Annotated in this window: 12 protein-coding genes and 1 pseudogene; 6 read left to right on the top strand and 7 right to left on the bottom strand. The window is 36.6% G+C overall.

Annotation, left to right across the window (positions count from 1 at the left end):
* Positions 1-42: 42 nt before the first annotated feature.
* The 4 genes and pseudogenes from CD112_RS08475 to CD112_RS08460 all read right to left on the bottom strand — a co-directional run bounded on the left by CD112_RS08475 (position 43) and on the right by CD112_RS08460 (position 4,422).
* A complete protein-coding gene (locus tag CD112_RS08475; RefSeq protein WP_103364157.1) occupies positions 43-465 on the bottom strand; it encodes a universal stress protein in 423 nt (140 codons plus the stop codon).
* A gap of 148 nt (positions 466-613) precedes the next feature.
* A complete protein-coding gene (gene galU, locus CD112_RS08470; protein WP_002479862.1) occupies positions 614-1,480 on the bottom strand; it encodes a UTP--glucose-1-phosphate uridylyltransferase GalU in 867 nt (288 codons plus the stop codon).
* 219 nt (positions 1,481-1,699) lie between these two features.
* Positions 1,700-3,579, bottom strand: a pseudogene (locus CD112_RS08465) (polysaccharide biosynthesis protein).
* Between the two features lie 144 nt (positions 3,580-3,723).
* A complete protein-coding gene (locus CD112_RS08460) occupies positions 3,724-4,422 on the bottom strand; it encodes a YveK family protein (protein ID WP_103364156.1) in 699 nt (232 codons plus the stop codon).
* A gap of 790 nt (positions 4,423-5,212) precedes the next feature.
* Between CD112_RS08460 and CD112_RS08455 the strand changes: the two genes are divergently transcribed.
* The 5 genes from CD112_RS08455 (at position 5,213) to CD112_RS08435 (ending at position 8,901) form a co-directional block, all read left to right on the top strand.
* A complete protein-coding gene (locus tag CD112_RS08455) occupies positions 5,213-5,449 on the top strand; it encodes a FeoA family protein (protein ID WP_002479865.1) in 237 nt (78 codons plus the stop codon).
* Positions 5,442-7,436, top strand: a complete 1,995-nt coding sequence (gene feoB / locus CD112_RS08450) for a ferrous iron transport protein B (RefSeq protein ID WP_103364155.1) — start codon at positions 5,442-5,444, stop codon at positions 7,434-7,436. The genes CD112_RS08455 and feoB overlap by 8 nt, the downstream gene beginning before the upstream one ends.
* Positions 7,437-7,448: 12 nt before the next feature.
* Positions 7,449-7,628 carry a FeoB-associated Cys-rich membrane protein gene (locus CD112_RS08445; RefSeq protein WP_002479867.1) on the top strand — a complete coding sequence of 60 codons (180 nt, stop codon included), beginning with the start codon at positions 7,449-7,451 and terminating at the stop codon, positions 7,626-7,628.
* A 152-nt stretch (positions 7,629-7,780) separates the two neighbouring features.
* Entirely contained in the window at positions 7,781-8,116 is a 336-nt protein-coding gene (locus tag CD112_RS08440) for a PadR family transcriptional regulator (RefSeq protein ID WP_023015505.1), read from the top strand.
* Complete coding sequence (locus CD112_RS08435) at positions 8,110-8,901, top strand: hypothetical protein (protein WP_060803565.1); 792 nt, start codon at positions 8,110-8,112, stop codon at positions 8,899-8,901. Before CD112_RS08440 ends, CD112_RS08435 begins: the two co-directional genes overlap by 7 nt.
* 44 nt (positions 8,902-8,945) lie before the next feature.
* Here CD112_RS08435 and CD112_RS08430 read toward each other — a convergent pair whose 3' ends face one another.
* Positions 8,946-9,554 (bottom strand): metallophosphoesterase, encoded by a 609-nt coding sequence (locus CD112_RS08430; protein ID WP_002479869.1) that lies wholly within the window; start codon positions 9,552-9,554, stop codon positions 8,946-8,948.
* Positions 9,555-9,651: 97 nt separating this feature from the next.
* Positions 9,652-10,233 (bottom strand): GNAT family N-acetyltransferase, encoded by a 582-nt coding sequence (locus CD112_RS08425; RefSeq protein ID WP_060803564.1) that lies wholly within the window; start codon positions 10,231-10,233, stop codon positions 9,652-9,654.
* A gap of 114 nt (positions 10,234-10,347) precedes the next feature.
* On the opposite strand from CD112_RS08425, the gene CD112_RS08420 reads away from it, so the two are divergent.
* Entirely contained in the window at positions 10,348-10,527 is a 180-nt protein-coding gene (locus CD112_RS08420) for a VraH family peptide resistance protein (RefSeq protein WP_002479871.1), read from the top strand.
* A gap of 66 nt (positions 10,528-10,593) precedes the next feature.
* On the opposite strand, the gene xylB is transcribed toward CD112_RS08420, so the two are convergent.
* A complete protein-coding gene (gene xylB, locus CD112_RS08415) occupies positions 10,594-12,090 on the bottom strand; it encodes a xylulokinase (protein WP_103364154.1) in 1,497 nt (498 codons plus the stop codon).
* Positions 12,091-12,254: the final 164 nt, after the last annotated feature.

Below are 12,254 nucleotides of genomic sequence, written 5' to 3'. Positions count from 1 at the left end.
GGTTTCTAACTGTCATATCTATTCAACGACCATGTTATAGATTTACTTAACGATTAATACTGGCGTATTAGAACGTTTTGCGACTTTATGAGTCACATGGCCTAGTACGTGTTTAATTTCAATGCGAGAACGTTTGTTACTCATCACAACGATATCATAATGATTTTTCTCTAACTCATCTAAAATTTCAATTGTCGGACTACCTGTTGTAAAGACAATTTCACAGTTCATGCCTTTATCTTCAAGGATTTGTATAAATGGTTTCATGTCGACTTCTTTTTCTTTTGTCACTTCTTCAAAGTGTTTGTTTTGATAACGTACATAGTTTGCTAATTCAGTTTCAGAAATCACATGATACACAGTGATTTTGGCTTGATCATTTCCTCTTGTTAAAGCTTCTAATTGGTCTGGTACATTGTTGAACGCATTACCGAAATCATACGGTACTAAAATATTATTATACATACAACTTCACTTCTTTCTTGATAAAGTTTAGTATTAACCTATTCATTATTAATATACCCTAAGTTATTAATCTATAACGGAAACTTCCTATTTTGTGCATGAAAAAAACAGAAGATGCGAATAAACATCCTCTGTTATAAATTATGGCTTATAAATCTAAAGATTGGATATATGATTTGATTTCTTCTTTCATTTCATCATCTTTTAATGCATAAGCAATCGTCGTTTTAACGAAACCGATTTTCTCTCCAACATCAAAACGATGTCCTTCAAAATCATACGCAAACACTTCATCGTCATGATTCAAGCGTTCAATCGCATCTGTTAATTGAATTTCGCCGCCGCTGCCTTTATCTTGCGTAGATAAATAATCGAATATTTCAGGTGTTAAGACATAACGCCCCATAATCGCAAGGTTTGATGGTGCTGTCCCTGGCGCTGGTTTTTCGACGAATTTTTCCACTTCATACAAACGCCCATTTTGCTTCTCAGGTTTCACAATACCATAACGGTGTGTTTCCTTTTCTGGCACTGTTTGTACACCGATGACAGATTTGCCTGTTTCATCATAAACATCCATTAATTGTTTAATCGCTGGTGTATCAGATTCCACAATATCATCACCAAGTAAAACAGCGAATGGTTCATTACCGATGAATTGTCTTGCTGTCCAAATCGCATGGCCTAAACCTTTTTGTTCACGCTGACGGACATAAAATACGTTGGCTAAGTGTGTAGAGCGTTGCACTTTCTCTAATAAATCTGTTTTGCCTTTTTCTCTTAAGTTGTTTTCAAGTTCAACTTGATTATCAAAGTGATCTTCAATGGCACGTTTGTGTTTACCTGTCACAATAATAATGTCTTCAATTCCTGCGCGATAGGCTTCTTCAACGATATATTGAATCGTCGGCTTATCTAAAATCGGCAACATTTCTTTCGGCATCGCTTTTGTTGCTGGTAGGAAACGTGTTCCTAGGCCTGCTGCGGGAATTACTGCTTTTTTAATCTTAGTCATACAATATCTCCTTTTTCATCAGGTGGTCTGAAATTATCAAGATTATACCTTGACTTGTCTTTTAAACAGCCACATTTAAAACGTTCATCTCTTTATCTTCAAACTGTGATTTCATCACAAATTGTAACGTTTACATCACTGATAATATTAGGGTTTTATCGTGTAATAGTCAACTTTTAACAAAAGCACCTGATTTTCATCAGATGCTTAGTTGAGGTGTTATTTGATTAGACGAAAGGGAGGGATGTCAGTGTTCCCTTCATCATCTTTTTGTGGTTTATTGTTAATGTCATAGCGATGATTCGCAAGATCAATTAATTTTTGTTTATAGTCCTTACTATGAATAATCTCATCTAAAATACGTAGGACATCTTCATTTTTCATTTCTTCTACTTTACCGCGGTAGATTTTTCATAAACTTGTTCTGGATGGATTTCGTCTTCATCAAGCAACTCTTCATATAACTTTTCACCAGGTCTGAGACCTGTGAATTTGATTTCAATGTCTCCATCTCTATAACCGCTTAAGCGAATTAGGTTTTTCGCAAGATCTACGATTTTAACAGGTTCTCCCATATCTAATACGAAGACTTCACCGCCATCCGCAATCGCACCTGCTTGTAATACCAGACGTGCTGCTTCAGGGATTGTCATAAAGTAACGTGTGATTTCAGGGTGTGTCACTGTAATTGGACCGCCCGCTTCAATTTGTTTCTTGAATAATGGGATAACAGAACCACGTGAACCTAATACATTACCGAATCTTACTGCCACAAAGTTCGTATGACTGTTTTCTTCATTCATACTTTGTACAATCATTTCAGCGGCACGTTTAGACGCACCCATCACATTCGGCGGATTCACTGCTTTATCTGTAGAAATCATAACGAACTTAGATACTCTCGCTTCTCGCGCTGCTTCAGCCACATTTTTCGTTCCGATTACGTTATTTTTAATCGCTTCACTTGGGTTATATTCCATCATCGGCACATGTTTATGTGCAGCTGCATGGTAAACCACATATGGTTGGTAATGACTGACGATTTTAAATAAGCGTGAACGGTCTTGAATATCAGCGATAACCGGTACGATATCAATTTGATCGCCGTATTGTTTTTGAAGTTCTTGGTGAATTAAGTAAATACTGTTTTCACCATGTCCTAACAAAATAATACGTGCGGGTGCAAAACGACACACTTGTCGACAAATTTCAGAACCGATTGAACCGCCGGCACCTGTAACCATAATCGTTTGATGTGTTAATTCTTTTGAAATCATTTCCATGTCCAACTCTACAGGATCACGTCCAAGTAAATCTTCAACTTCCACTTTCTTTAATTGGCTGACTTCTAATTTACCTGACATAACTTCTTCAATGTTCGGCATTTTCAAAACAGTCGCTTGTGTGTTTTCACAAATACTATTAATTTCTCTTAAGCGCTGTTGTGTTAACGTTGGTATCGCAATAATGATATTTTTAATACGATATTTATTAACTAAATCTGGGATATCTTCAATAGTACCTTGAACTTTAACTCCTTCTGTAATCGTCAACTTTTGTTTCTTTGGATCATCATCCACGACTACAACAGGTTCCATGCCCATAGTCGGACGTTTCAACATTTGGTTAATCAACATTGAACCGCCTTCACCAGCGCCGATAACTAATGTATTCTTACGTTTAACGCCTTTACGTACCAGTGTTCTTCTAAATAAACGCCATGATAAACGAGAGCCCCCGATTAATAACACATGCATCATCCATGTGATGAAGTATAATCTCAAAAACGGACCTTCATGTGTAAAGAACGGTACGATTAAAACGGTCATGGCCATCGAACATGTGACCGCTTTAACTATGACAATCATTTCATTGACACTCGCATATTCCCAAGCCCGGTGGTATAAGTTGAATACACTGGCAAAGATGTGATGAGAAAACAGCAATACCAGTGATGATAAAATTAACAATGATAAAGAATAACCGCGGAAATACGGTTCAAGAATTAAATAACTCAAAAAGACAGAAAAAGCAACAATGATTGAATCAATAAACAATAGTAATATCAGTCGCTGCTGTCTTGCGGAAATTTTTGACACTTTATTTCACCTCAATTAATTGATCTCTGTTTACTCTCGGTGTAATGTTTATGTTATTTCTAAATGAAATGAAAAAAGTTGGGAAGCTTACCTGTCCCAACCCGCTGTTCCTCTCAGATTCTTGCTGCAAGACTTGCGCTTATCTTAGCGTTCAAAGTCATCTTGTGTTAAATCTTCTCGTTTTGTACGTCTACGTTGTTGTGTATATTGTGTCTGATGTGTATTTGATTTTGAAGAACTTTTTGATTGATTTAAGAACTCTCGGATTAAGATTAAAATAACTGCGATAATAAAGCCTGCGACCAACCCTATAAATGCATTTTTAGCAATGCTTGATGAAATTTCTTTCACATCATCTTTGGATTTAGAAAGAATTTCAATACCGCCATCTGGTGATATTGCATTGACCTCTTCTTTAAGTACTTCAGCAGCAGTATCTGCGATTTCCACCGCATCTTTCTCACTATTAGCCGTTGCGGTAAAGTTCAATACTTGAGAATTCGGTTGGTTGTTCACTTCTACCTTCTCAGTGATGGATTTCGCATCTTCATCTTTTCCAATCTCTTCTGCCACTTTGCCTAAGACACGTGGGCTTTTCGCAATATCTGTATATGTAGCCACAATTTGAGAATCAGCTTGGTATTTCTCAGCCATCGTCAAATCGCCTTTATCACTTTTTTCAATCAATACTTGTGAAGTTGCTTCATATTTCGGTTGCGCTATAAGTGCTGTTAACAGCACGCTTAAAATCAGACCTGCAATAGGAAAAATAATCAACCACTTTAAGTAACGCTTGATTATCCTCCATACATTTGAAAAATCAAAACTATTATTTTCTTCCATATTGCTTCGTTACCTCCGTAATGCGGAAATTGAATGATACATGTCAGAAACGTTAAAGTTATTTTAACTTACACAACAAATTCCGACCGTTTGATAACCATTATAAAGGAAAACAAAATAAATTAATTCACATTAATTGAATTGTTGCATAAGTTTTACATGTAATTAACATTCTTAAATCGCAATTAACGACAGAAACAACAAAGTATACAATAAACCTAAAGAAACGCAAAAATAGCTTCATACTTGCTTAACATTAAATGCATTAAACATTGAAGTCACAAAAACAACTAAGATATGCATAAGCGTGCATGATCAAGTGTTAAATTAATTTTAGGTTAATGGAATAAAAAAATGCATCATTTGAAAATAACGCATGTCTACATGCGTGGTCATGAAGTTTAAGCAACTGTCTATTCTTACATAAACAGCCTAGCTTTTTCGTTGCGAGTTGGAGATGTTCTAAGATGAGGAATAAATAATCGCACTAAAATTTGTGCCTAAAACAAAAAAATCATTTCTATCATTATTATGATGACAAAATGTTTGTTAACAAGATTGATTATAATATACAACAAACTTAAAAGGCAATAGGCTTGACAATCCATTTTCAAAATTTTGTAAAGGTTCATACACATACTCAGTTTGTTTGAAACAAACAAAAAATGTAACACTGTTCAAATAATGTTCGAAATAACTTTTAAACTTTATATTGTAGTCATCTTCTTTTTAGTGTAAAATATCAATGATAATAGTTATCAATTAGTAATAAACGAGAGAGGTGTCCCGTATGGTAGACGCAGCAAACGCCAAAAAAGGTTTAACTTATAAAATCATCAACATGAACTTCGATAATACAATGCTAGCACATCGCTTAAGCGCACTTGGTTTTACAGTCGGAAGCAAAATTAAAGTACGTCAGAAATTCTTTATGAAAGGTCCATGCACATTAGAAATGGACGGACAATGTATCGGCATCAGACATTGTGATGCATGTAAAATCACATTGGAGCAAGCGCATGTCTAATACCTATTGTATTGTCGGCAATCCGAATGTCGGCAAAACCACACTGTTCAATGCTCTGACAGGTTCATATGAATATGTCGGCAACTGGAGCGGTGTGACCGTTGAAAAGAAAGTCGGTATTTTATCAGATAAGCAAGGAGATCTGGTCGATTTACCTGGTATTTATGACTTATTACCGATTTCGAAAGATGAAACAGTCGTGACAGATTATTTACTGCACGATGAGTTTTCAAAAATCATCAACATTGTCGACGCAGTACAATTAAAACGTAATTTATTATTAACGACACAATTGATGGAATTCGGGGCGCCTTTATTACTTTGTTTAAATATGGGCGATGTCGCAGAGAAACGCGGCATCCAAATCAATCGTAATTTATTGATGCGTCGTTTGAAGTTGCCGATCTTGCCGATTGTGGCGAGAAGCGGCCAAGGTATCGATAGCATCTTAGAACTCTTGAAAGAAGAAACTTTATCTACATCACAACCATTGAAAATTCCATACGAGCATAAAGTTGAACACGCCTTATCTGAAATACAACATTATTTAAAACATCATTTAGAATTGCCTGAGAAACGCCATCGTTTTATCGCTGTTCAATATTTACTGGGCAATCCAGCCATTGAACACTATATCAGTGCACATCATCATGAAGATTTACGTCAAATCCGTAATCATCTTGCTGAACAATTAGATATTTCAATCGTGGATAGTATGCGTCGTTCACGTACTGAGTTTATCGACACACTTATTGAAGATGTCATTACGCATCAAGATAAGAAAAAACAATATTTGACTGACCGTATCGACAAAATTTTAACAAATAAGATTTTAGGTATCCCTATCTTTTTAGGTATCATGTGGCTGATTTTCCAAGCGACCTTCTCATGGATCGGTACCCCGCTGTCAGATAAATTAGATGAATTTATCGGCGGTACCTTTACAGATTGGGTCAACCAAGGAATGGATGCGATTGGACTCTTCCCATTCATGAAAGATTTGATTACAGATGGGATTATCGCAGGTGTCGGTGCTGTCTTAGTTTTCGTACCGCAAATCTTAATTCTATTCTTCTTTATTTCAGTATTAGAGGATTCAGGTTATATGGCACGTATTGCCTTGATTATGGATAAAGTCATGGAAGGCTTAGGTCTTAATGGTAAATCATTTATCCCAATGATTATCGGTTTTGGTTGTAATGTACCAGGTGTCATGGCAACGCGTTCTATTGAACAAGAGAAAGAGCGTTTAACGACGATTTTAATTACACCATTCATGTCATGTTCAGCGCGTTTACCTGTATACGCATTATTTGTAGGTGTTTTCTTCCAAACACACCAAGCACTCATCGTGTTAAGTTTATACGTGATTGGTATTGTCGTCGCATTAATTGTCAGCTTTGTGATGACAAAAACAATTTTGAAAAAGGAAAACTCAGTTTTTGTGATTGAATTACCACCTTATCGTTTACCATCAGCAAAAACACTTTGGCGTAGTACATGGGAAAAAGCAAAAGGCTTTGTGAAAAAAGCAGGTACATTTATCTTCGGTGGATCAGTCGTTATTTGGTTATTAAACTATGCAGGTCCAACTGGCTTTGGCGTTGATGTTGACCATAGTTTCTTACACTTAATCGGTGCAGCGATTGCGCCATTATTGATTCCATTAGGATTCAGTTCATGGCAAGTCGGTGCTACATTAATCCCTGGCTTCTTAGCTAAAGAAGTCGTTGTCAGCGCAATGGCGATTATTTACGCCGTAGACAGCCAAGGTTTAACAAATATGATTGCGAGTCATTTCACACCCGCATCAGCGTATGCGTTTATGTTATTTATCTTATTGTACATTCCATGTTTGTCCACTGTCGCAGCCATCAGAAAAGAAACAGTGTCTTGGAAATGGACGATTATCGCAACGCTTTATCCGATTGCGATTGCCTATCTCCTAGCATTTGTGTTCTACCAATCTAGCCAACTCTTTTTCTAGGAGGAATTATTTATGACACTACTCATTAATCTTGTCATCTTTTTATTGATATTTGGATATGCGGCCTTTACAATCGTCCGCTTCTTCAAAAAATCAAAACAAGGCAAATGCGCAGCTTGCGACATCAACAAAGGTTGTGGTCATTCAATGCCTAAAGAAATGAAAAAACATCAACAACATCACTCATCATAAATTTACTAACAGTAGACATACATCCTTTCATAGGGGTGTATGTCTTTTTTAGTCAACTACCTTTTATTATAAGATAGTTGACTAAGACTATAATCTATACTATCTTACATTATAAGTTAGTTAGTTTTTGCTGATGTAACGAGGTGACATATATGACAATTTCTAATCAAATTATGAAAGGTTTACTAGATGGTGCTATTTTAGCTTTAATCGCTCAAGGAGAAACTTATGGTTACGAAATCCTAGAAAAACTTAATGCACAACAATTTCCAGAAATCAGTGACGGCAGTATTTATCCTGTATTACTGCGTCTCAGTAAAAAAGGTTACATCCAAAGCGAAACGCGTAAATCAGATTCCGGTGGTCCTAAACGTAAATACTATACCATTACGCATGAAGGACAATCAGAGCTGAAACAATTCAAACAAAAGTGGCATGCGTTAAATCAAGGCATGAACAACCTATTAGGGAGTGACAAAGAATGTTAAATCAATCAGAAGAAACATTTTTACTGAAATTACGTATGACGTTGCTAGAGAGAGGTAAAGATGAAAACGTGGTAGAAGCAATTGAAGAAGAATTGCGCGATCATTTCCATGAAGCACACGCACATGGACATTCGACCAAAAGTATTACTGATCATTCTGTGGAGTCTTATATCAATCATATCTCACAAGAAGTCCCTCATGATCGTAAATGGGTACGTTTTTTAACTAAAACAATCACTATGGTGTTGTTACTTACTATTCTGCCCAGTTTCTTTTATGGTCAATTTAATTTGACTTTAGGCCTTATCATTCATTTAGCTATAGTGCTCTTAGTCGGCTTTTTAATTTGGAAGGTTATTAAAACAATAGTGATTAAATGGGGTTATGAAATCTTATCCAGAGACAAGACTCCTATTAAGCTTTATGTCGCTTGTTTCTTTTTAGGAATCATTGTCATGGGCCTTTTTGTCGCAAGTATATATTTCACATCACACTATCCTATTTATACGTTCATTACACTTTCAAGTCGTACAAGTTTAATTGTAGGTTGTGTGCTGATTGGCATCATTTTATGTATTACAGCACTGAAGAAAGAGTGGATGTTGATGATGGTCGCTTTAGTTATTACGTTGCCTAACCTCATCACATTTATGATATTTGGTAATAACGAAAGCCAACAAGCTGTCACGACTGAAGTGGTTATCTTATTAATTTTGCTGGTTGTCTTTAATGTGGTGAATTTTATGATGTTCAGAAAAACGGATAAAGAAGCTGATGAAAGATAGTAATCAAAATAAACCTAAAGGCCGACAACCTTTAGGTTTATTTTTTATGCATAGCTATATTCATAAATTTTCTTGAGTCGACCGACTTCTACCGCACAGACGTGTTGATGTGTTAAATCTACGAGTGATAAACGTTTACCGTGTCCTGCGCCTGTATCGATATCAATCGTATGGTCTGCGACGTGAATGCGATGTTGTTTAACCCCTAATCGTTTCGTCGGTACATGACCATGTACGACACATTTTCCTTTAATTTTTCGCGATAATTTTGCGGGCGGTTCAAACCCAGATACTTCTTTTAATTTTTGTTTGGATAAACACTTCTTAGGGTTAACTCCTGCATGAACAAATAAGTAATCCCCAATATGTGCCATACTGTCGAATTGTTTTAAGACAGCTTTCCATTTGCGTTTCTCTTTTTCTTTTGACTTCATCCAGCGTACATCATGATTGCCTAATAAAACAATCGCACCTTCACGATGTAACTGTTGTACCATTTTAAGGGTCCCATCAGAATCAGGTCCATGATTGACATAATCCCCTAACAAAACCAGCTGATCACGTTTAGGATTATAATCTACATAAGCAAGTAAGGTTGCGAGTGCTTCTTTATGTCCATGAATATCTGATGAGACGAGTAATCTGCCTTTCATGATGATGCATGCCTCCTTTATCGTGTTCTCTCTATTTTGTTTGCTTGTTTTTAGTATAGCGAAAAACTGCCGAATTGTTTTTTAAATTTTTGTAAAGTTAGAAAGAGGTTGGGTGAAGCGGTGGTGTATCATTCAAGTTGATATAATAAACCAGACGATCTGTCCATTCCCCGTTCTCAAAAATAAATTGTGTTCTGGTACATTCATACTCAAAACCGCACTTCTTCAATAAGGCGATGGAGGCATGATTACCTGGATGTACATGGGCTTCTAGTCGATGATATTTTAAACGCTTAGCGATTTTAAATATGGCAGTAAAAGCTTCATACGCATAACCTTGACGCCAAAATTGATTATGAATCGCATAACCGCATTCTGCCCATTGAAAATGTTGACGTGCTAACGTTACTAAATTGAAGTTGCCGAGATGTACACCATCAGCTTTGCGAAATACACCAAAGACATAAGTATCATCTGATTGAATAAGCGCTTGTTGTTGTGCAATCAAACGCTGAAACCACGCTTTAGAGTAATGAGATATCTCTAAACAACCTTCATCAAAAGGACTTTGAGGCATGGCTCGACCTGCATAGCCTTTTACCCATTGCTCATAATCTTCTGTATTCATTGGTTTGACTTCTAACCGTTCTGTTGTTTCTGTTAAGTATTCAAACTGCATCTCTTCCCTCCTCTCTTCTAATCTGGATTATTCACATTCTTACGCTTTTTCATTCAAAAATGTTATATTTAAATTGAAATTAACTAAATAATAATTCTAAAAGGAGGTCATCCTATGTCATTCAAGGAATATGTAGAAGATGTTGTAGAAACAATCAAACATATGCGCTTTGGTTCTAAAAACGGTATTATCATGATTGTTTCTGCCATTGTGTTAAGTGCGATCACAACACCAATTATCGGTCTTCCATTAGGCGCTTGGATTGGTTACTATTTAGAGAAAAACGGTAAATAATTTTGATAGACGCTATGTAAAGAAATCCCTCGAGGCACTTTATTAAAGTACTCAAGGGATTTTTATTTATTTTTGAAATGCTAACAAGTCACTTGTGAGATGACGTGTAGCTTGATAGGCTTGTTGGTAAATTTCAAAGTATGCTTCATACGTCTGATGACGTTTTAAATCAGGTTGGAACACTTTTGAATAATGAATAAAGGCTTCTGCACAATCTTTCAATGAATCATACCAGCCTAAGCTGTATGCTGCTAACATTGCTGCACCCATACTTGGTCCTTCTTCATGTTTCAACTTATAGATTTCAGTGTTGAAGACATCTGCTTGAAGTTGGAGCCAGAAATCACTCTTAGCACCGCCACCTGTTGAGACAATCTTAGTCACATTGCGTCCAATACTACGCAAGTATACTAATGAATCATATAAAGAATACGTAATACCCTCTACCACTGCACGTCCAAAATCACCACGTGTATGATTACCTGTAATACCAATAAAGCTGCCTCGAATTGACGCATCACCATGCGGTGTACGCTCTCCAACTAGATAAGGTGTAAAGATTAAACCGTGTGCACCAATTTGAGACGCTTCAGCATCTTTCATTAAAGTGGTGAAATCATCTTCAGGATAAAATTCACGTTTAAACCAACTCAAACTATAGCCTGCACTTAACGTCACACCCATTAAATAGTTAACATCCGGTACCGCATGATTCATCAAATGAATTTTATGACCATAGCCTTCTGATTCTCCGACAGGTTCGCAAATTAATAACACACCTGATGTACCGATACTACAAATCGCATCATCAGGATGAATCACGCCTGAGCCTAGCGCTGCACATGCATTGTCTGCCCCACCCGCAAAAACAGGTACAGGTTTATTAAGAGACAATTGTTGTTGTAACTCAGCTTTTAATACACCGACTTGTGCGTGTGATTCAACTAAGTCTGGATAAATATGGTCTGGAATATCAAACGAAGCACCTAACGCTTTATCCCATGCCTTAGTTTGTGGATTTAATAACATCGTTGCAGCCGCATCTGAATACTCTGTGTGCAATCCACCTGTTAACGCAAAGCGTAAAAAGTCTTTCGGCAACATAAACGTATCAATTTGTTTAAATAAATCCGGTTCATGTTGTTGTACCCATAAGAGTTTAGTCAGTGTAAATCCTTCGACCACAGGATTACCAAGAACTTGATCACCATACTTCGCTTTGATTTGTTCACATTGAGGAGTCGTACGTGTATCGTTCCATAAAATTGCACGTCTTAATGGTTGACCTGCCTGATCTACAATAACTAGTCCATGCATTTGACCTGAAAATGAAAGACCTTCAATCAAAACATCTGATAATACTGGTTGTGCTAATAAATGATGGAGCCCATTTACTGCAGCTGCCACCCATTCTTCTGGTGCTTGTTCTGAATAACCTGGATAGTCGTGATAAAGTTTGAGCGGTTCACTTTGTGTGCCGAGTACATTGCCTAAGCGATCGACCGCAATCAGTTTAATTGCGCTCGTTCCTAAATCGATGCCGATTACCGCTTCTGTTGTCATGTAAATCATCCTTTCCAAACGATTAAATACGAGTATTTTGATGAATCAAGTATTACTTTTTTATCTCATTAGTTATAGTATAGCGTTTTCATTTATATAAATATATATCCTTTATACTAAATTTATCTTTATTATGTATACATCGGTATGCTAGAAACCTCACA

Source organism: Staphylococcus simulans (assembly GCF_002902285.1).
GTDB classification, from domain to species: Bacteria; Bacillota; Bacilli; order Staphylococcales; family Staphylococcaceae; genus Staphylococcus; species Staphylococcus simulans.
The sequence above is the reverse complement of the archived record's forward strand: the minus strand, read 5'-3'. Positions and strand labels throughout refer to the sequence as shown.